Source organism: Nonomuraea sp. NPDC049725 (genome assembly GCF_040674795.1).
Lineage (GTDB): Bacteria > Actinomycetota > Actinomycetes > Streptosporangiales > Streptosporangiaceae > Nonomuraea > Nonomuraea ceibae.
Map to the genome: position 1 here is coordinate 228,446 of NZ_JBFANJ010000013.1, position 19,009 is coordinate 247,454.

22 protein-coding genes are annotated in these 19,009 nt (G+C 72.6%); 8 read left to right on the forward strand and 14 right to left on the reverse strand.

Annotated features, from left to right (window positions below; genetic code table 11):
* The first annotated feature begins 23 nt into the window (after positions 1-23).
* The 3 genes from AB0J53_RS31425 to AB0J53_RS31435 all read left to right on the forward strand — a co-directional run bounded on the left by AB0J53_RS31425 (position 24) and on the right by AB0J53_RS31435 (position 1,908).
* Positions 24-374 carry a helix-turn-helix transcriptional regulator gene (locus AB0J53_RS31425; RefSeq protein ID WP_364179227.1) on the forward strand — a complete coding sequence of 117 codons (351 nt, stop codon included), beginning with the start codon at positions 24-26 and terminating at the stop codon, positions 372-374.
* Positions 371-1,390 carry a hypothetical protein gene (locus AB0J53_RS31430; protein ID WP_364179156.1) on the forward strand — a complete coding sequence of 340 codons (1,020 nt, stop codon included), beginning with the start codon at positions 371-373 and terminating at the stop codon, positions 1,388-1,390. Before AB0J53_RS31425 ends, AB0J53_RS31430 begins: the two co-directional genes overlap by 4 nt.
* 119 nt (positions 1,391-1,509) lie before the next feature.
* Complete coding sequence (locus tag AB0J53_RS31435) at positions 1,510-1,908, forward strand: DUF6223 family protein (RefSeq protein WP_364179158.1); 399 nt, start codon at positions 1,510-1,512, stop codon at positions 1,906-1,908.
* Here AB0J53_RS31435 and AB0J53_RS31440 read toward each other — a convergent pair.
* Positions 1,884-2,189 (reverse strand): hypothetical protein, encoded by a 306-nt coding sequence (locus tag AB0J53_RS31440; RefSeq protein WP_364179160.1) that lies wholly within the window; start codon positions 2,187-2,189, stop codon positions 1,884-1,886. The genes AB0J53_RS31435 and AB0J53_RS31440 overlap by 25 nt on opposite strands.
* Positions 2,190-2,528: 339 nt before the next feature.
* Between AB0J53_RS31440 and AB0J53_RS31445 the strand changes: the two genes are divergently transcribed.
* Positions 2,529-3,290: a LuxR C-terminal-related transcriptional regulator gene (locus AB0J53_RS31445; protein ID WP_364179162.1), complete on the forward strand. Its 762-nt coding sequence runs from the start codon at positions 2,529-2,531 to the stop codon at positions 3,288-3,290.
* A 39-nt stretch (positions 3,291-3,329) separates the two neighbouring features.
* Here the strand turns inward: AB0J53_RS31445 and AB0J53_RS31450 are convergent, their stop codons facing one another.
* The 9 genes from AB0J53_RS31450 to AB0J53_RS31490 form a co-directional block, all read right to left on the reverse strand.
* Entirely contained in the window at positions 3,330-4,433 is a 1,104-nt protein-coding gene (locus AB0J53_RS31450) for a metallopeptidase TldD-related protein (RefSeq protein ID WP_364179164.1), read from the reverse strand.
* The gene (locus AB0J53_RS31455; protein ID WP_364179166.1) at positions 4,433-5,209 is read right to left on the reverse strand and encodes an ABC transporter permease; all 777 of its coding nucleotides are present in this window, start codon (positions 5,207-5,209) and stop codon (positions 4,433-4,435) included. Before AB0J53_RS31455 ends, AB0J53_RS31450 begins: the two co-directional genes overlap by 1 nt.
* Positions 5,209-5,973: an ABC transporter permease gene (locus AB0J53_RS31460; RefSeq protein WP_364179168.1), complete on the reverse strand. Its 765-nt coding sequence runs from the start codon at positions 5,971-5,973 to the stop codon at positions 5,209-5,211. Before AB0J53_RS31460 ends, AB0J53_RS31455 begins: the two co-directional genes overlap by 1 nt.
* Positions 5,970-6,932, reverse strand: coding sequence for an ABC transporter ATP-binding protein (locus AB0J53_RS31465; protein ID WP_364179170.1), 963 nt, complete (start codon positions 6,930-6,932; stop codon positions 5,970-5,972). Before AB0J53_RS31465 ends, AB0J53_RS31460 begins: the two co-directional genes overlap by 4 nt.
* On the reverse strand, positions 6,925-7,956 hold the full coding sequence (locus tag AB0J53_RS31470) for a ThiF family adenylyltransferase (protein WP_364179172.1): 1,032 nt from the start codon (positions 7,954-7,956) through the stop codon (positions 6,925-6,927). The genes AB0J53_RS31465 and AB0J53_RS31470 overlap by 8 nt, the downstream gene beginning before the upstream one ends.
* Positions 7,956-8,951 carry a SagB/ThcOx family dehydrogenase gene (locus tag AB0J53_RS31475; RefSeq protein WP_364179174.1) on the reverse strand — a complete coding sequence of 332 codons (996 nt, stop codon included), beginning with the start codon at positions 8,949-8,951 and terminating at the stop codon, positions 7,956-7,958. The genes AB0J53_RS31470 and AB0J53_RS31475 overlap by 1 nt, the downstream gene beginning before the upstream one ends.
* On the reverse strand, positions 8,948-10,003 hold the full coding sequence (locus AB0J53_RS31480; RefSeq protein ID WP_364179176.1) for a SagB/ThcOx family dehydrogenase: 1,056 nt from the start codon (positions 10,001-10,003) through the stop codon (positions 8,948-8,950). The genes AB0J53_RS31475 and AB0J53_RS31480 overlap by 4 nt, the downstream gene beginning before the upstream one ends.
* A gap of 400 nt (positions 10,004-10,403) precedes the next feature.
* Entirely contained in the window at positions 10,404-11,651 is a 1,248-nt protein-coding gene (locus AB0J53_RS31485; RefSeq protein WP_364179178.1) for an MFS transporter, read from the reverse strand.
* Between the two features lie 94 nt (positions 11,652-11,745).
* Entirely contained in the window at positions 11,746-12,213 is a 468-nt protein-coding gene (locus AB0J53_RS31490; RefSeq protein ID WP_364179180.1) for a GNAT family N-acetyltransferase, read from the reverse strand.
* A 93-nt stretch (positions 12,214-12,306) separates the two neighbouring features.
* Between AB0J53_RS31490 and AB0J53_RS31495 the strand changes: the two genes are divergently transcribed.
* On the forward strand, positions 12,307-13,068 hold the full coding sequence (locus AB0J53_RS31495) for an MBL fold metallo-hydrolase (RefSeq protein ID WP_364179182.1): 762 nt from the start codon (positions 12,307-12,309) through the stop codon (positions 13,066-13,068).
* A 178-nt stretch (positions 13,069-13,246) separates the two neighbouring features.
* On the opposite strand, the gene AB0J53_RS31500 is transcribed toward AB0J53_RS31495, so the two are convergent.
* The gene (locus AB0J53_RS31500; RefSeq protein ID WP_364179184.1) at positions 13,247-13,849 is read right to left on the reverse strand and encodes a TetR/AcrR family transcriptional regulator; all 603 of its coding nucleotides are present in this window, start codon (positions 13,847-13,849) and stop codon (positions 13,247-13,249) included.
* A gap of 92 nt (positions 13,850-13,941) precedes the next feature.
* Here AB0J53_RS31500 and AB0J53_RS31505 point away from each other — a divergent pair, with 92 nt between their 5' ends.
* Positions 13,942-15,495: an MFS transporter gene (locus tag AB0J53_RS31505; protein ID WP_364179186.1), complete on the forward strand. Its 1,554-nt coding sequence runs from the start codon at positions 13,942-13,944 to the stop codon at positions 15,493-15,495.
* On the opposite strand, the gene AB0J53_RS31510 is transcribed toward AB0J53_RS31505, so the two are convergent.
* Genes AB0J53_RS31510 through AB0J53_RS31520 form a run of 3 tightly spaced genes read right to left on the reverse strand, consistent with a single transcriptional unit; the run spans position 15,464 to position 16,471 of the window.
* Positions 15,464-15,790 carry a DUF1048 domain-containing protein gene (locus tag AB0J53_RS31510; protein ID WP_364179188.1) on the reverse strand — a complete coding sequence of 109 codons (327 nt, stop codon included), beginning with the start codon at positions 15,788-15,790 and terminating at the stop codon, positions 15,464-15,466. The genes AB0J53_RS31505 and AB0J53_RS31510 overlap by 32 nt on opposite strands.
* Before the next feature lies 1 nt (position 15,791).
* Positions 15,792-16,148 carry a DUF1048 domain-containing protein gene (locus AB0J53_RS31515; protein ID WP_364179190.1) on the reverse strand — a complete coding sequence of 119 codons (357 nt, stop codon included), beginning with the start codon at positions 16,146-16,148 and terminating at the stop codon, positions 15,792-15,794.
* Positions 16,145-16,471 (reverse strand): PadR family transcriptional regulator, encoded by a 327-nt coding sequence (locus tag AB0J53_RS31520; RefSeq protein WP_219509477.1) that lies wholly within the window; start codon positions 16,469-16,471, stop codon positions 16,145-16,147. Before AB0J53_RS31520 ends, AB0J53_RS31515 begins: the two co-directional genes overlap by 4 nt.
* A 151-nt stretch (positions 16,472-16,622) precedes the next feature.
* On the opposite strand from AB0J53_RS31520, the gene AB0J53_RS31525 reads away from it, so the two are divergent.
* Positions 16,623-17,561, forward strand: a complete 939-nt coding sequence (locus tag AB0J53_RS31525; RefSeq protein WP_364179192.1) for a winged helix-turn-helix transcriptional regulator — start codon at positions 16,623-16,625, stop codon at positions 17,559-17,561.
* Between the two features lie 139 nt (positions 17,562-17,700).
* A complete protein-coding gene (gene eno / locus AB0J53_RS31530) occupies positions 17,701-18,966 on the forward strand; it encodes a phosphopyruvate hydratase (protein WP_364179194.1) in 1,266 nt (421 codons plus the stop codon).
* Positions 18,967-19,009: the final 43 nt, after the last annotated feature.

A 19,009-nucleotide genomic window follows, 5' to 3' on the forward strand; every position in this document is an offset into this window, starting at 1 on the left:
CAAGTTATGATGGCCGCGTGACTATGACAGAGCCGATGTTCCTGGCCTTGACGGCACTCCTGGACGAGCCGCGCCACGGCTACGGGATCGTGCGGGAGGTGGACCGGCTGTCCGAAGGCACCGTGCAGCTCAAGATCGGGTCGCTGTACGGGGTGCTCGACCGCCTGACCGCCGACGGCCTGGTGGAGCTCGACCACGAGGAGGCCCACTCGGGCCGCCTGCGCCGCTACTACCGCATCACCGAGCAGGGCGAGGCGGCACTGACGGCGGAGCTCGCCAGGCTGACCGGCACCCTCCGGCTCGCCGCCGAACGCCTCGGCGCCCGGCGGCGCGGTTTTACCATCGGCCCCTCGACCGCCGGAGGTCCCGCATGACCCTCCTGGAGGAGCGCTACCGCCTCGCCCTCAGAATGCTGCCCGCCTCCTACCGGGCCGAGCGCGAGGAGGAGATGGTCGAGGCCTTCCTCGAAGGCGCTCGCCACGCCCACGGCGAGCGCGGCACGCAGCCCGACTGGGGCGAGGTCGTCTCCATCGCCGCACTGGCGATCAGGATCAGGGTCGGCGGCATCGGCGCCGCCCCCCGCTCCCGCGCCGTCGGCGACGCCGTCAGGCTGGCCGCCCTGCTCGGGCTGGGCTACCAGGCCGTGATCGGCTGGATCGGCCTGGCCTTCTCCGTGCAGGTGCTCGGCCCGCTGCCGGGGCAGTCGCCGGTCCTCACGCCCCGGGGGGCGGCGCCGGAGCTCGTGTCGGCGGCCGAGAGCCTGGTGTGGATCGCCGCCTTCGCCACGCTCGCGCTCGGCAGGGTGCGGGCGGCCAAGCTCCTGGCCGGCCTGGGACTGCTGTACGTGCTGGTCATGTTCGGGGTCGACGCCTTCACCTGGCCGCGATCGCTCGTCGACTCCGCGCCTCACCTGCTGGTCACCGTGGTGCCCGTCGCGGCCCTGCTGACCGCCTACCACCGGGACGCCCCGGTGCGGCGCTCCCCGCCGCTGTCCGCCCTGCCGCTGGGGCTGACCGTCGCGTACGCCGCCGCCGTGCTCACCGTCACCGGCCTCGGAGGCGGGACGGACGCGGCGGCCGCGTGGGCTGCCGGCTGGCTCGACCCGCAGGGGGTGGCCACGGCGGCGCTCCTGGTCGCCGGCCTGGTGAGCCTGCTACGCGGGACCGCCCCGGCCCGGCGGCTGGCCCTCGCCGTCGTCGCGGTGCCGCTGATGGCGGCGCGCTCCCCGCACTTCCTGATCGACGTCGCCCCGGCGCAGCCGCTCACGATCACCCTGACCGCGCAGAGCGCGGCGCTGCTGCTCCTGTGCCTGGCGCTGATCGTCTCGGCCGTGCGCGCCCTGCCCCGCCCTCACGCGACGGCGCTTCCCGGACTGCCGCGGACGCGGTAGATCCCGCGGCCGTACGGCATCCGCAGCAGGGAGAGATGTCTCCGCCGGCGGGATGACCGGCGGCGGGGCCGGCGGACATAGTTCTGACGTCCGGTCGCGGGAAAGCGGAGGAGAACTCCATGTCAGTCCTGTCGGTGCTCGCCGCCCAAGCGGCCTCACCCGTCTGCACGTCCGCCGCGGAGTGCGCGGGCCAGGGAATCGACACCTTCCTCGGCACCCCGCAGCGCGTCTGGGCCAGCGTGGCGGCGCTGGTCTCGCTGGCCGGCGTGATCGCCGGCCTGCCGGCCCCGCGCTCCGCCCGCCGGTCGGGCGGCGGGCGGAGGAGAGCCGTCGCGGCCCTGGTCCTGGGGCTGGCCGGCGGGCTCAACGGCGCGGCGAACCTGGCCGTCGCCGACGGCGGGCTCGGCACCGGCAACGGCGTGTTCGGCGGAGCCGTCGCCCTGACCCTCGGACTGGCGGGCGCGGCCCTCGGCGGACTGGCCCTGACCCGGGGTCAGGGAATGTACATGAGGAAGTAGTAACCGGCCGCCCGGTACCGGTCCTGGTACCACCGGCAGGGGGCGAGCCCGGTGTACTGGCCGTTCACGGCGGCGTCCTCGAAGGCCACCTCGCAGGCGGCCAGGGTGTCGTAGCGGCTGGACCAGTACCAGTCCGGCGGCACCGGCGCGAGGGCGTGACCTCCGGCCGAGGCCGGCGTGGCCTCGGCCACGGATGCGGAGGCGGGCGCCGCCCCGGCCAGCGCGGCGGCGCCCAGCGCCGCCGCGACCAGGGCTGCGCCGGACAAGCTGCGGATCTTCACGGAGGCTCCTCACGGTCGGGTGGGAGAACACCTTCAGATCAGCACCGATCGCCGGGCACGGGGAGCCCTCGCTTTTCCATACTTCCGCCGTATGGGCTCCGCTTGAGCCGGCTTCGGGGCCCGCCCGCGATCGGGTCGCACAGCCGATCCTCAGCGGTCGTGACCGGGGCGGCAGGAACCCGCGGTCCCCCGCCGCTACGGCACCCCGCTTTCGCCGCGCTTTCGGCCCGGACGGATCGTCCCGGCCGGGCTCCGGTGGTTAAAGCCGTTCCATAACAGGGTCGGCTATACCTCGTTCTGCGATGCATGGCGAGTGTGTTCGGGGCGAAGGGGGACTTCGTGGATCTCGATGTGTCACGGGAGATACCCGCGCTGGTGGCCCGGGGGCGGGTGGAGCTGGACCGGCAACTGCGCAGGATCGAGGCGACACGGGCGGCGCTGAGCTGGGCGGCCGCGTGCGCCGACGCCCGGGAGCCCGCCTTCGAGGTGGTCGAGCGGTTCGACCGGTGGGACGAGGTGCACGGCCGGATGGCTGAGCTGGCGGCAGCGGCCCGGCACCAGATGCTGTTCCTGCAGCCGACGGACGTCCTGCCGCTGGAGCCAGGGCTGCTGAGGCGGGGTGTGGCCGTGCGGATCGTCTATCAGGACGGCCTGCTCAACCGCCCGGCCGTCCAGTATCAGGCTCGGCAACTGGCTCTGCGCGGGGCGGAGAGCAGGACCGCGCCCCGGGTTCCGGCGCGCGCGTTCATCGTGGACGACGAGAGCGCCCTCGTGCCGGTGGATCCGGCCGACGGGGAGGGCGGCGTGCTGGAGCTGCGCAATCGCGGGGTGGTGGAGGCCATGCGCGCGCTGTTCGAGCAGGTCTGGTCTGCGGCGACGCCCTGGGGAGAGCCGGCGCCGAGGGATGACCGGGGGCTGACGCCCCGGGAACGCGAACTCGTGCGGTTGCTCGCCGAGGGGCACACCGACGAGGTGGTGAGCAAGAAGCTGGCGATCTCCGTCAGGACCGTGCGCAGGCTGGCGTCGGAGGTCATGGCCAAGCTGGAGGCGAGCAGCCGGTTCGAGGCAGGCGTCAAGGCAGCTCGGCGCGGCTGGCTCTGACGCCCTTCGGCGAGCCGGGAGCTTCAGAGGCCGCGTGCTTCACAAAGGGCGGGCGTTGCCCAGGACCAGCAGGTCGGGGGCGGTGATGACCACGTTGACCTCCTGTCCGTCCTTGCCGCAGGAGTGCACCGACGTGGTGGTCGTCGTCCCCACGCCGAGGAGGCCGTCGGTGAGCACCTGGTCCAGCCGGAACGTCAGCCGGACCGCCCCGGCGGTGGACAGGGCGTCGAGCTCGGCCAGTCCCCGCTCGGCGTACATCCGGCCCTGCACGACCTCGTTCACCACCATCGACGCCTCCGTGACCCCGCTGCCCGGGTGCATCCGGAGCGCCGCCATCCTGGTGAGCGGCGGGAAGCAGTAGTCCTGCCGCCGCCCGTGCCCGGTCGGCCGGCCGCCGCTCCGCCGCGCCCGGAGGAATCCGAGCACCTGCCCATCCCTCACCAGCGCGGTGGGCTCGCTCACGGGCGTGTCCTCGGTGTCACGCGTGTAGCTGACGTACGACGGTCCGGCGGGATCGTCGGTCAGCGTGATGAGCGGGGACAGTTCTCCCAGGCGGTCGACCCTCCTCGCGTTGGCCTCCGACCATTCGAAGAGGTGTCCCAGCATCTCGTGCGCCAGGTAGCAGGCCGCCTCCTCGCGCAGCAGCACCGGCCGGCCGGTGAGCGTCGGCGCCGGCGTGGCCGGCCGGGCCGCGCGCTCCGGGAACGGCGCCGTGACGGCCGCCAGCAGCGCGTCCCTGTTCGCGTCGGTGACGTCCGGGTCGGGCAGCGTCACCGCCCGCCAGGCCGCCGTGCCGTCGGCGAGCCGCGCCACGACCCGGACCCGCGCGAAGTCCTGCCGGTGCAGCGGTCCGGTGCTCCGGGTCAGCGTCCTGCCGCAGGTCAGTACGATCCGGTGCGGCGGACCGACAGCGGCGGACGCCTCCGCGAGCACGTCGTCCCAGCCGGTCAGCAAGCGCTCGGCGGCCGCCTCCCGTGCCGCCGCCACGAGCGACGGCTCCCCGCTCAGTTCGTGTGCCGGGGCGGAGACCAGCGTCGCCGTCCCGGGGTCCCACCTGCTGATGCCGCCTCCCAGCACCCCCGGGCTGACCCCGTCCCCGTCGGCCACGTGGAGGTGGCGGATCGAGCCGAAATCGATCCGCATCAGGTGAACCCCAGACGACCGGTGCGCATGGCGACGATCTCCAGCCGCCGCGAGATCAACGCGGACAGGGCGCCCAGGACCACCGCGATCGCCAGCTCCGCCACGATGCCACTGAGAAGAGCGTCGTACACGCCGGACCCGACGATGGCCTGGGCCGCCTCGACGCTGTGCCCCAGCGGCAGGACGGAGGTCGCGAGACGCACCGGCTCGGGCAGTTCCTGGCGGGGCAGGAACGCGCCGGAGGTCGCCTGGAGCAGCAGGATCAGTACGTTTCCCCAGACGAAGGCGTCGCGCAGGAGCAGTCCCAGCGTGCCGACCAGCAGGCCGAGCGCCGACACCGAGGCCGCTCCCGCTGTCGCGAGCAGGGCGACCGCCAGAAGCCGCCCCGCGTCCGCGAAGGTGACGATCTGCGACAGGGCAGCGCCGATCAGCAGGATGAGGCTGGTCGCGCTCGCGTACGCGATGATCGGCACCAGGCGGCCCAGCAGCCGCGTCCCGGCCCGCATGCCGGTCTGCACGACCGGTTCGAGTGTGCCGTGCCATCGGTCGCCGCTCACCACCATGAGGCCGCCGTACAGGCCCGCGACCGCGGCGTTGATGAGGATGAGCGCGGTGACGCCGCTCATCGGATCGCGGCCGGAGTACGTGATGACCAGGCCGAAGAAGGTCACGTGCAGGGCAGGGCTGATCACCAGGGAGGGCAGGTAGGCGGCGGGGGCCAGCCAGTGGAACAGGGCGCGGGCGCTCAGCCAGCCGGAGATCCACGCGTTCCTCATCAGATCACTCCCAGCGTTCCCGAACGCAGAGCGGCCGCTTCGAGCCTGCGCATGAGCGCGACCCCGCCGACAGCCGCGACGGTGCAGGAGACCAGGGCCAGGGTCACCGGAAGAACGACGCCTCCGGCTGTGCCCGGCAGGCTGTCCTGCATGAGTCGTACGCCCCATGAGGGCGGGAAAAGGTAGGAAAGCGGTTGTACCCAGGCGGGCAGGAAGGTGACGGGAACCAGGAGCCCGCCGATGATGAAGGCGGGGTAGTCGCCGACGTTGGCCAGGGCCGTGGCGTGGGGGTAGCTCACGAACAGTGGCGCGATCAGCATGCCGACCGTGACGAGGCCGAGGAAGAACAGGGCGAGCCCGAGTGCGAACGTGCCCGGATCGGCGGGCGTCATGCGCAGGCCGAACACGAAGTGGCCGATGAGCCCGGCGGCTCCCACCGGCACGAGCCCGAGGAGGGCGGCGCTGACCGAGGCGGCGGCCGTCACACGGTAGAGCGGCGTCGGAGTGGCCGTGAGCGGTTCCAGGACCGCCATCTGGCGGCTGGTCTGCAGGCTGGACGCCGCCGCGTACAGCACGCTCGTCCAGGCGCCCATCATGCCCGCGCCCAGGACGGCCAGTGCGGCCCTGCCGGGGTCGGCGCCCCTGAACAGCAGTCCGATGATCAACGCGTACGCGGTCGGCTCCACCACCACGGCGAACGACTCCGACCAGCTGCTGCGTGCCAGCTTCATCTCCATCGCGCAGATGCGCAGGAAGTGGATCATTCGGTGTTCTCCCGGGCCAGGCAGGAGTAGGCGTCCTCCAGGTTGGGCGCGCGCACCGCGTGCCACGACGGAGACGGGGCGCCGAGCAACCGGGCTATGCGCTCACCGTCGGGCGCCTCGTTCTCCCCGGCCAGCACCTCCACCAGGCACAACTCCCCGCGCCGGACGACGTGCACGGTGCCGAGGCCGCCGAGTGCCGTCGCCACCTGCTCGTCGGTCATGCCGGTGCGCAGCAACGTCTCCGACACCGTGCGCCCGGCGCAGACCTCCATGAGGCGGCCGGGCGGGCCGGAGAAGATGCTGCGCCCGTCCCGTAGCACCACCAGTCGTGAGCAGAGGTCGGCCGCCTCCGGCAGGTAGTTGGTGGCCAGCACGACGGCCGCGCCGTCCGCTGCCAGGCTCTTGAGCAGCAGGCGGACACCGCGCGCCGCCTCCGGATCGACCCCGAGGGTCGGCTCGTCGATCAGCAGCAGCCGTGGGCGGTGCAGCAGGGCCCTGGCGATGTGCAGGCGCTGCCGCATCCCGCGGGACAGGGCGTTGACCGGTTTGTCCGCCACGCCGTCCAGCTCGACCTGCCTGAGCGTGGCCGCGACACGCTCCTGGGTCAGGCTCCGGGACAGACCGTGCAGGGCTGCGAACAGCCGGAGGTTGTCGCGGGCGGACAGCCGTGGATACAGTCCGCGCTCACCGCAGGGCGCGTAACCCACCAGGCGGCGCAGCGCCGGCACGTCCCTGGAGCGTCCGTCCACGAGGATCTCGCCCGAAGAGGGAAGCAGCAGGCCGGCGAGCATCTTGATGGTGGTGGTCTTGCCCGCGCCGTTGGGGCCGAGCAGCGCGACGATGTCACCGGGCGAGGCCGTCAGGTCGAGGTCGCGCACCCCCGAACCACCGCGGTAGGAAAAGGCGATCCCGCGCAGGGCCACGACGGCGGCGGCCTCCCCCACGACGACGCTACTCACCGCACACCACACAGCCGGCGACGCGTTCCAGGGGAACCAGGCGCATGGTGGTGTAGTCGATCGTGTCGAGCACCGCGGCGGCCGAGCGGAGCGGGGTGCCCATGCCCGACAGGTGGCGCGCGGCCTCCCACGCGCAGATCGAGGCGTTGATGCCGAGCCGGGCGGGCATGGCGGGGGCCGGCGAACGCAGCACAGGCCGAGGATGATGAACCAGCCGTGATCGGAAGGGCTCGGTCATGGTCAGGCATCCGGCGCAGGCTCCGGCCGTGCCGGGCACCCGGAGCGGGCCGTGCCAGGACCCGCCGAACGTGAGCGACGGTGTCCCCGCCAGCTCGCAGCCGCGCGCCACGGTGTGGAAGGTGCGCGGGTGCTCGTGCCGTTCGTCCGGCAGGCCGTACCCGAAGGCGTTGACGACGAGGTCGGCGCCCGAGACAAGCTCGGCGAAGCGGCCGGGGTCGGTGACGCGCTCGACGACCGGGGTGAAGCTCTCCAGGCGTTCGGCGCACACCGCGGCCTTGTGCCGGCCGACGTCGTCGCGGGTGTAGAGGAACTGGCGGTGCAGATTGGACAGCTCGACCTCGTCGTCATCGACGCCGACGAGGTCCCGCACTCCCATGCGGCTGAGGAGCGTAGCCAGCCAGACCCCGTAGCCGCCCAGCCCGACCAGCACGACCCGGGAGTCCCGGAGGCGTTCATGGAGGTCGGTCCCGGACAGTTCGCCGGTCTCGTACAGGTCGAAGAAGCGGATCTGCCGATCGAAGGCGGCGTCCGTGATCACCCCGAGCTCGCGGCTGACCAGCGCCCCCTCGTCGCGCAGGTAGTCGAGCGCCACCCGGGCGGCGGGCCACAGGACGTCGCCGAGGTCCTGCTCGTCCGCCCCTTCGCCGAGCAGGCGGAACAGGCTCTGCCAGCGGGCCGTGTCGCCCCGGAGCCGCAGCAGCCGCCCCGTCCGCAGATCGGACAGCAGGATGCCGCCTCCTTCCGCGGGGACCCTGGTCTCCCACGCCTGGTGCAGCCGGAGCATCACTGCCGCCCGTCCACGCCGAAGGTGACGGTGTAGACGACGGCCTCGCGCGCGGGATCCAGCCCGAAGCGCGCGTTGACCAAGGTGTCGCGCACGGCGGGGGTGACGACGGTGCCGAGCCCCGCGTAACCGGCCATGACGATCAGCCGCTGGGCGATCCTGCCCGCTTCGAGATACAGGTCACGCAACGCGCGCTCGTGCGGGTAGCGGTAGCTGCACTGCGCGAAGTCGGCCACGAGCACCACGGTCCCCGCCGCCGTACGCGGCCCCGGCATGCCCCAGAACCAGTCCTCCTGCTCCAGCTCGGGGATCTCCGACAACCGGACGAGCGCGTGCGCGGCCAGGTCGTAGTAGTGCACGCCGCGCTCGATCCCGTTGACGTCATAGCAGGCGACGTAGACGTCGAAGGCCGAGCCGAAGCTCTTCAGCAGCAGGTCGAGCGGGGTGTTCACGGCGTCGCGCAGCCTTCTGACCGGTTCGAGGCCGTGGTGGAGCAACTGGCTCACCTGGTCGGCGGTGGTCGCGCCGGTCCGGTACCGGCGTACCGAGCGGCGGCCGAGCAGCACCTCACCGAGGCCGCGGGCCGGGAGCGGGCCGGCGGGCGGGAGCCCGATGCGGTCACCCGGCACGTCCTTGCGTGCCGGCACGGGTTCGTCCGCCACAGCGCGCTCCATGAGGCCGCGCCGGACCGAGTCGTCCGCATCGGCACGGTCGGCGTACACGATTCCGCGGGAAGCCAGGTAGTAGTCCAGGCAGAGGTCCCAGCCGCGGGCGACCCAGTGGTCCACTCCGGCGCGGGTCCTCGCGTCCCGGGGGCGCTCGCCGAGGGGGCGCAGCCCATCCGGGACCATGTCGTCGAGCAGCGCGTGCGCCGCCGGCGCCGACACCCGGAAGCGTCGCCCGGTCTCCGGGTTGGCGACCGTGAGCTCGCCGTCCAGCATGCTGATCCGGGTGCCGGGCACGATGTCCACGTCGTCGATCACACGGTCGGTCATGGTGCTTCCTCCCATCTGCCGAGCCCCACCGAAAGCAGGTAGCCCTCCTCCAGGTGGTGGAGCCCGAGATGCGCCTCCACGAGCGGCTCGCTGTCGCGGTACTGGGTGAACGTGCGCAGCCCCAGGCTGCGCGCGGCGAGCTCCACGGTCGCGGCGAGATGCCCGGCGTCCATGTGGACGGTGCGGAACGTCCTGGGCTCCCGGTATCGGTACATGTTCCGCTCGAACACGCAGGTGACGACCACGATCGCGCGCACGGTGAACGGGGCGCGCACCCACGTGGCCTGGAACTGGGCGGCGAGCTGTTCTTCGGGCGGCACCTCCGCGACGGACTCCAGCCGCGGCTCCGTCGGGTGCACGTGGTAGACGCCCGCCGGGAACTCCTCGAAGCCCAGGTTGTAGAGGTACGCCTCGCAGGGGTGCCGGGCGCCTCCCGACGGGCTGGTCCGCCGGAGCGCGGGCGCCGCGGGCTGCACGTCGTAGTGGATCTCGCCGATGGCGCCGAAGGCCATCGACAGCACCCGTGCCAGCGCGTCGGGGGGCGGCTCCTGGCGCGCCGTCTCAGGCGTCATGGCGACCGGACCGTCCAGCAGGCCGGCCGACGGGCGGGGCAGTGGGAACGTCTCGGCGCCCGGATAGCTCTTCACCCGGTTCATGTCCGGCTCGATCTGCCGGAACTCGCCCATCTGCTGTCGGTCGACGGCGAAGCCTCCCTTGGCCGCCGAGTAGTCGAGGAACGGATAGTCGAAGGTGGCCACGTGATAGCGGGCGGCCGCCTCCCAGTTCCGGGCGCGCCAGCCGCGGCGCAGCTCCTCGGACCAGGCCGTGCCACGCCGTACGAGGCCGAGCGCGGCCAGCCGGGCGAGCCGCTCGGGGTCGAGCCCGGCGGCGTCGGCGCCGGCCGCGACCGACACCAGCACCTTGAGGGTGGTGGCGTCGAGGGCGAAGCGGCGGTTGGTCAGCAGGTCGTCGGCCAGCCACCGGCCGTCGGGACCGCGGACCAGCTCGACGTGCGCCGGAACGTGGAGGGCTTCAGTGATCGTGTCGGTCAACCTGCTTCTTCCCCTCGGTGATGTCAACCGGGTGGGTGGTCTCTCTGGTGAGGTGAACCGGGGTGGGCGATACCGCCCACCCCGGGGCGATTCGCTAGTCGCCGCAGCCCTGGAGTCGCGCGAACGCGTACGCGGGGACCTCCTCGACCACGATCTCGCCGGCCTCCACGGCCTCGACGGTCTCGATCTTCGTCATCTCTGTGCACCTCCCTCCTGTCGTTCGGGGTTTCGCCCGCCCAGCATCGGTCGGCGGCAGGGCCGTTGTCTGCGCCCTGGACACGGCAGCAACCGGCCCGTCAGGGTGCTGCCACGGGATCGGCCGCCGGACCTCGCGATGCACGAACATGCCAGGCACATTGCTGCAAGCCGCCTCGGCCGGCGCCCGCCGGGCCTATGGGGCTCAGGTGAGGTCGGTGCTGGGGGCGGGCCGGGGTGTCGCGTGCAGGGCCGGGTCCGGGAGGTGACGTTCGAGGCGGAGGGTGCAGGCGATCGCGACGCCGTTCAGGACCGAGAGCACCAGGAAGGGCGCCGCGTGGTCGAGGTCGAACAGGGTGGCGAACAGGACCGGGGCGAGGATCTCCGCCGCGACGAAGGAGTACTGGAACACCGCCAGGTAGCGGCCGCGGGCGTGCGGCGGTGCGAGGGTGGCCGCGAGGGCCATGGAGGCGGGCGCGTGCATGATCTCGGCGACGGTGAACAGGAAGGTCGCCGCGACGAGCGTCACGATCGCCCACCGGCCCGGGTCCTGGGTGAGGGCGGCGAGGGACAGGCTCCAGCAGGCCCACAGGCCCGCCGCGGCGCACAGGACGCGGGTGCGGCGGTAGGGGGCGAGGCGCCTGGTGAGGGCGCCGCCGAGGGCGAAGACGATGATCGCGTTGCCCGCCAGCACGGCCGAGGTCAGCCAGGCGGGGCCGCGCAGCGCCGTCTGCACGAAGGTCGGGAGCGCGAGCCCGAGCATGAGAGTGGACAGGGCGAAGACGACGTTCAGCGCCGTCAGCCCCAGGAACACCCGGTCACCGGCGAGCTCGCGGTAACCGGCGGCCGGCGCGGCCGGGCCGGGGCGGCGGGGAAGGCGGAGCAGGGCGGCCAGGGCGAGCGCGGCCAGCAGGAAGCAGGCGGAGGACGCCCAGGCGACCGCGTGGTAGGCGGCGGGGCGGCCGTCGGTGACGAGCAGGCCGGTGACGAACCCGCCGACGCCGATGCCCACGGTCCTGGCGATGTTGGCCCGCGCGTACCACAGATCCTTGCCCGTGGAAGGACGGTGATCGGCATGGTCGGCGATGAGCGTGAAGATCGACGACCAGTAGAGCCTGACGCCGAGGGCGCCCACCGAGGCGGCCAGGAAGATCCCGATCGGCTCGCTGACCCACACGTAGGCGAGAAAGGACCCGGCCTGAAGGAGCTGCGCGCCGATCACCGGCGTGCGCGACCCGTACCGGTCGGCGAGGACCCCGGCCCACAGCGGGACGGGGATCGTGAGCACGCTGGCCACGCCGAGCAGAACGCCCAGCACGGGCAGGGGGACGTGGGACAGCGTGGTGAAGTACACGATCGACAGCGGCATGAACAGCCCGCTGCCGATCGAGGCGAGCAGAAGGGAGGCCACGAGCGCGACGGCGCCACGGCTCGACGAAGACAGGGAGGGCATGACGGAGCCTCGGATTTCAGCACGGGAGGTCGGGGGTTTCCGCTCAGGGAACGCCGACCCGCGCTAGACATCCATCAGAGGCATGCCGCAGATCTTACCGCTCGGCTCCCCCGCCGGGCGGGGTGAGCGCCACCTGGTAGACGATGAAGCCACGGTGATCGGCCACCTGGTCGTACAGGCGGCGGGCGGTGGCGTTCGTGTCCTGGGTGTGCCAGTAGAGGCGCCCGCATCCGGCCTCGGCCGCCCACTCCCGCACCGCGCCGATCAGCGCCCGCGCCACGCCCTTGCCCCTGGCTGCCGGGGCGGTGAAGAGGTCCTGCAGGTAGCAGGAGTCGGTCCCGGGCGCCGAGGTGTTGGGATGGGACAGGAAGTGCGCGATGCCGACCAGCGCGCCGTCCATGCGGGCGCCCAGAGCGTGTACGCCCGCGCCGTCCTGGAATCTGCGCCACGCCTGCTCGTACATGGACGCGGGCTCGGTCCGCCCGTAGAAGGCGAGGTAGTCGCGGAACAGGGCTTCCCAACCGGCTCTTTCACTGGCTGACAGCGGCCCAATGTCGATCATCCGTACACGATAGGGACGGAGGCGGCCGCCAGGGCATGACCACTTGCGCGCGTAATGGGGGAACCACCACCGCGGCGGTGAGAAGTTGGTGCCGTGAGACAGGTGACCGTTCTCGGCAGTTGCGGGGCCTTCCCCGAACCCGGCCGGGCATGCAGCGGGTTCGCGATCGAATGGGACGGCTTCCGGCTGGTGCTCGACCTGGGTTACGCCACGTTCCCCCGGCTGCTCGCCCGCTGGCCCGACGCCGCCGTGGACGCGGTCGTGATCACGCACGAGCATCCCGACCACTGCGTCGACCTGCACGCGCTGTTCCGCATGCGCCTGTACGGCCCTTCCGGCGGGCCGAGGCTGCCGCTGTACTGCCCGCCCGGGGTCCTCGACCGGCTGGCCGGGCTGGAGCCCGACGTGGACCTGCGCACCGTCTTCGACCCGCGCCCCCTGCCCGGCCACCACCAGGCAGGCCCCTTCGCGCTCACCGGGACCCTGCTGCCGCACTGGGTCGACAACGCGGGCATCCGGCTGGAGGCGGACGGCACGGCCATCGCCTACTCGGGCGACGCCGGGCCCACTCCCCTGCTGGCCGGCCTGGGCCGCGACGCGGACCTGTTCATCGTCGAGGCCACCGACCGGCCGGGCGAGCGCGAACGCCCGGACCGCAACCTGATGACCGCAGCCGAAGCCGGCCTGTGGGCACGGCGTGCGCATGCGCGCCGGCTCATGCTGACGCACTTCTGGCCCGGCAACGACCGGACCGCCGCACTACAGGCAGCCGGGACGACCTTCCCCGGCGAGATCCTGATCGCGGACGAGGACCTCACCATCCCCCTGGGCCGCCCTGCCCGGGGTAGCGCATGAATGCGTCGAGGGAGCTGGCCTGGGGATGCGCGGAAGCATGGCGGGAGAGACCGGTCCTTGCGGCGAGGTTCAGGTCGCGGCCGTCGACCTCGTGAGCGGCGAGGTGGGGTTCCGCCTCCCCGTCCTCTCGGTTGATCATCTGAGGGCCGGGGACGGCGAGGCGTAGGGCCCCGGCGGCTCAGTCGTACAGGGCGGCGACGGCTGTCAGGAGCTGGGCGCGTGCGGTGGGGGCGGGGGTGACGCCGGTCAGCACGTAGGCGGCCAGTCCTTCGGCCAGCGCCACCAGGGTGAGCGCCGCGGTGTGGGGGTCGAGGGCGGCGGGGATGCGTCCGGCTTGCTGGTCGCGGGTGATGAGGTCGGCGAGCCGGCGGTGGAAGTCGGCGTACAGCACGCGCAGGCGGGCGGCGATGGCCTCCTCGGCGAAGGCGAAGGCGTGGAAGGACTGCCGGACGCGCATGTGCGCCTCGGTGGCGGCGTCGTACGGGATGAGCTCGCCCAGCACCGTGGTGAGCACCAGGCGTGGTTCGGCGGCCCGCAGGTCGGCGCCGGCCTTGGCGCGGATGCGGGCGCTGGACAGGTCGTTGCCGCGTTCGAAGGCGGCTTCCAGGAGTTGCCGCTTGGCGGGGAAGTAGTGCTGTACGCGGCCGGGTGAGATGCCCGCCTGGGCGGCCACCTCGGTGAGGGAGACGGCGGCGAGGCCGCGTTCGGCGACGATGGCGAGCACCGCGTCGGCGATCTCCGCGCGGCGTTGCTCGTGGTGCGCTCCCGGTCCCCGGCCCATGAGTCCTCCCCAGCTTTCCCATGTGGTCACATCGGATTATATGGTGGACGTCGTAATCCGATGTGATCGCATTGCGATAGGAGGAGGAGCCGGTGCCGGTCGTGCTGGCGGTGCTGTGCGCGGCGCAGTTCATGGTCGTGCTGGACGTGTCCGTGGTGAACGTCGCGCTGCCGTCCATTCAGCGGGCGCTCGGCTTCGACGCGGCGCACCTGGCGTGGGTGGGCAACGCGTACGCGCTGACCTTCGGCGGGCTGATGCTGCTCGGCGGGCGGCTGGCCGATCTGTACGGGCACCGGCGCGTGTTCGCCGCCGGGCTGGTGGTGTTCACCGTGGCCGGCCTGGGCGGCGGGCTGGCGGAGGCGCCGGGCTGGCTGATCGCGGCCCGGGCCGGTCAGGGGGTGGGGGCGGCGGTGCTGGCCCCGGCCACGCTCACGATCCTGACGTCCGCCTTCCCCGAGGGCGCGCGGCGCACGCGCGCGATCGCCGTGTGGACGGCGGTGAGCCTGGCCGGTGGCACGACGGGCAACCTGGTCGGCGGGGCGCTGACGGAGTTTCTGTCCTGGCGCTGGACCCTGCTGATCAACGTGCCGATCGGGCTGGCCTGCCTGGCCGCGATCCGCCGGCTCGCGCCTGGTCCCGACCGGCGCGGTGGGCAGGGCGAGCGCGACGGGCACGGCGGGCACGGCGGGCACGGCGGGCACAGCGGACGCAGTGGGCGGCGGCTGGACGTGCTCGGCGCGGTGCTGGCCACCGGCGGGCTGGCCGCGCTGGCCTGTGGCCTGTCGGGCGGCCTGCCCGACGCGCCCGCCGTCACCCCCGCCGCCCCCGCCGCCACGCCCGCCGCCTTCGCCTTCGCCCCTGCCGTCACGCTCGTCGCCGTGTTCGGCGGGGTCGTGCTGCTGGGGCTGTTCGCGCTGGTCGAGGTGCGCGTGGCGCGGGCGCCGCTGATCCCGCCGTCGCTGCTGCGGCCGAGGGCGATCTGGCTGGGCAACGTGACGATGCTGCTGGCGGGGGCGTGCCTGAACCCGATGTGGTACTTCCTGACCTTGTCGCTGCAGAACGTCCTCGGGTACGGGCCGTTGCTGACCGGGCTGGCGTTCCTGCCGCACACCGTGCTGACCATGCTCGTCGGCCTGCGCCTGACCCCGTGGCTGATGCTCCGTGTCGATCATCGCGTGCTCGTCGCCGCCGGGGCGCTGGCCGGCGCGGCCGGGTTCTGGTGGCAGAGCGGCATCGCCCCCGGCCAGGGCTACCTGACGGCCGTCCTCGGCCCGGCCGTACTGATCTCGCTCGGCGGCGGCCTGCTGAACACGCCGCTGACCGTCATGGTCACCTCGGGGGTCGCCCCGGCCGACGCGGGAGCGGCCTCCGGGCTGCTGAACACCGCCAAGCAGGTCGGCGGCGCCCTCGGCCTGGCGGTTCTGGTCGCGCTGACGGCGGCGCCGGGCGGCGGCCCGGCACCGGCGCACGTGCCGGCCGCCGGCTACGGGGACGCGTTCGCCGCCATCGCCGTGGTGCTGACCGCCGTCGCCGTTCTGGCGGTGGCGCTGCCGCGGCGGCGCGACGGCACCCCGGCCGCGCCCAGAGGGTCCGAGACGTCCGGGGAGTCCGGTGTCACTTCTCCGCCGGGCCGGACTTCCCCTTGACCGACTGCTGGTAGAGCTCGGCGTACGTGGGCGAGTCCTTGATCAGGTCGTCGCAGAAGGCGGCGACGTCGTCACCGATGAGCTCCAGGACGCCCTTGCCGGCGGCGACGCCCTCCTCGAAGAAGTCGAGAAGCCCCGGGAGCAGGGAGCCGTCGAGCAGGCCGACCGGTCCGACCTTGAAGAAGTAGCGCTGGATCTCCTTGTAGACGATCTCGTAGTCCGGCGGCAGCGCCTTGACCCGCGCCATGTGGGCCCGCCATTGCCTCTTGCCTTCGATGATGTCCCGGATGCCCATGTCAGCCTCCCAACCGGCCCAGTTTGCGGGCGACGTTCCTGTTCAGCTGCTCGCGCCACCGGTCGCGGTAGGTCCGGCCGCCCTTGCCTCCGGCCAGCGCCGCGCAGAAGCCGGCGATGTCGTCGCCCAGCACCTCGTGCACGCTCTGACCGTCGGCCGCCGTCTCTTCGAGCAGCCCGAGGGCGCTGTCGAAGATCGGCATCAGGTTCCGGCCGGTGAAGTCGGAGTAGAGGACGAGGTGGCCCTTGATCTCCTCCCACGCCGCCTGGTGGTCGGCGGGCAGTTTCCGGGCCCGGGTCTCGAACTCCTTCCATTCCCTGGTGAGATCGCTGCCTGTCACGGTCTCCCAGAAGTTCATGTCCCGCCCTCCTTGAGCTTGTCGATCCGGGAGGTGATGTACTCCCATTTCGCCCAGAACGTCGCGAGCTCTTCGCGTCCCGCGTCGTTGAGCGCGTAGAACTTGCGCGGCGGGCCCAGCCCGGACGGTCGTTTCGTGACCTGGACGAGCCCCTTCTTCTCCAGTCGCAGCAGGATGGTGTAAACCGTCCCCTCGACGACGTCGGCGAACCCGAGTTCGTTCAGCCGTCGCGTGATGGCGTACCCGTAGGTCTCCTCGCTGCCGATGATCTCGAGCACGCAGCCTTCCAGCGTGCCCTTCAGCATCTCCGTCAGGTCGTCCATCCTGGCCCTCTTCGTTCTCGGTACTCTGTAGCACCGAGTACCACTATACAGCATCACAGAGTAGTGCGGCGGGACCCGGTGGGTTTCGCTTCGATACCTACACTGGAGCGAGTGTCGCCGCACGGCGCGGTGATCGGCAAGGAGACGGGCAGTGTCACGACAGGTGCGGGAGCAGGACGCCGTGTGCGCGATCGCACAGGGTGCGGCCGTGGTCGGCGAATGGTGGAGCCTCCTCCTCGTACGGGAGGTCATCCGCGGCCGGCGCCGCTTCGACGACCTGCACACGGAGCTGGGCATCTCGCGCCGGGTGCTCGCCGAGCGGCTCAAGCACCTGCTCGACCACGGCGTGCTGGAGCGCCGCCCCTACCAGCAGCGGCCGACCCGGTACGAATACCACCTGACCGACGCGGGCCGGGCGCTGGCGCCGGTGCTGATCGGCCTGCAGGACTGGGCGGACCGGTTCGTCCTCGGCGACGGCTCCGTCACCGGCGACGCCGCCCCCGGCAGTCCCCAGGCCGACCGGCTGCACACCCTCGTCGGCTCCCGGGTGCCCGCCCCGCTGCGCCTGCCCGCGACGGGCGGCGGCGAGCTGGACGTCGTGGCCGGCGACGCGCCCGTCACCGTCGTCTTCACCTACCCGGCCACCGGCATCCCGGGCCCGCTGCCGGCGAACTGGTCGCACATCCCCGGTGCGGCCGGCTGCACGCTGGAGAACCGGCTGTTCCGCGACTCCGCCGCCGCCTTCGCCGACGCCGGGATCGCCCTGCGCGGGGTGAGCACCCAGGGCCCGGACGAGCAGCAGGCCTTCGCCGAGGCCGAGGACCTCCCCTTCCCCCTTCTCTCCGACGCCGAGCTCGCCCTGTGCGCGGCCCTGCGGCTGCCCACCTTCCGGGCCGGCCAGGCCCTGCGCCTCAAGCGGGCCGTCGTCGTCGTCGACTCCGCCCGGACGATCCGCCACGTCCTCTATCCGATCACCGACATTCCCGGCGCGGTGGAGGAGGCCCTGCGACTCGGCGCCGAGGTGGCGGAGGAGCGGCGGGCCGCGTCCGGGGGCATGGCGCAGCGCCTGAGGGCCTCGACCCGGCGTTGACGCGCCGGCCACCCACAGCTCGGCCCCACAGCTCGGCCCCGCAGCGGAGGGCGGCGAGTGGCGCTCGACGCGGCGACCGGTTAAGTTTTGCTCTGGAACTTACCGAGTTCCATACTGAAACTCATGCTGAGGGGCGAGTATGACAGCGATCGTCCGGGTGACCGGCCGGGAAATCCTTGACAGCCGCGGCAACCCGACCGTCGAGGTGGACGTGATCCTCGAGGACGGCAGCCTGGGGCGCGCGGCCATCCCGTCGGGCGCCTCGACCGGGGCCAACGAGGCCGTGGAGCTCCGCGACGGCGACCCGCGCCGCTATCACGGCAAGGGCGTGCGGAAGGCGCTGGAGGCGGTCCGCACCGAGCTCGCCGACGCCGTCACCGGCATGAACGCCGAGGACCAGACGGCGATCGACGAGACGATGATCAAGCTGGACGGCACGGCGAGCAAGGCCAGGATCGGCGCGAACGCGATCCTGGGCGTCTCCCTGGCCTCGGCCCAGGCCGCGGCGGCCTCGCACCGGCTCCCGCTCTACCGCTATCTCGACGCGGACGCCGCGCTGCTGCCCCTGCCGATGATGAACATCATCAACGGCGGCGCCCACGCCGACAACCTGCTCGACTTTCAGGAGTTCATGATCGCGCCGATCGGGGCGGCCACCTTCGCCGAGGCCGTGCGCATGGGCTCGGAGGTGTTCCACACCCTGCGGGCGGCGCTGAAGGCCGCCGGGCACCACACCGGCGTCGGCGACGAGGGCGGCTTCGCGCCCGACCTGCGCTCGGCCGAGGAGGCGCTGGACTTCATCATGGCCGCGATCGAGAACACCGGTTACGTCCCCGGCACGGACGTCGCCATCACGCTCGACCCGGCGGCGTCGGAGTTCTACCGCGACGGGGCCTACGTCTACTCCGGCGAGGGCGCCACGCGGTCGGTCGCCGAGCACGTCGCCTACCTCGCCGGGCTGGCCGCCGCCTACCCCGTCGTCTCGATCGAGGACCCGATGGCCCAGGACGACCTCGAGGGCTGGCAGCTCGTCACCAGCACCCTCGGCGGCGCCTGCCGGCTCGTCGGCGACGACGTCTTCTGCACCAACGCCGCCCTGCTCCGCAGCGGCATCGAGCACGGCGTCGCCAACGCGATCCTGGTCAAGGTCAACCAGATCGGCACGCTGACCGAGATGCTCACCACCGTCAGGACCGCCCACGAGGCCGGCTACGGCGTGGTGATGTCACACCGTTCGGGGGAGACCGAGGACACCGTGATCGCGGACCTGGCCGTGGCCACCGGCTGCGGCCAGATCAAGACCGGCTCGCTGTCCCGGTCGGAGCGCACCGCCAAGTACAACCGGCTCATCCGGATCGAGGAGGAGCTGGGCGCGCAGGCGCGGTACGCCGGCCGCCTGCCCTGACGCCCGGACCTCGCGGGCCCGGGGCCGGGTTGGACCCGGCGCC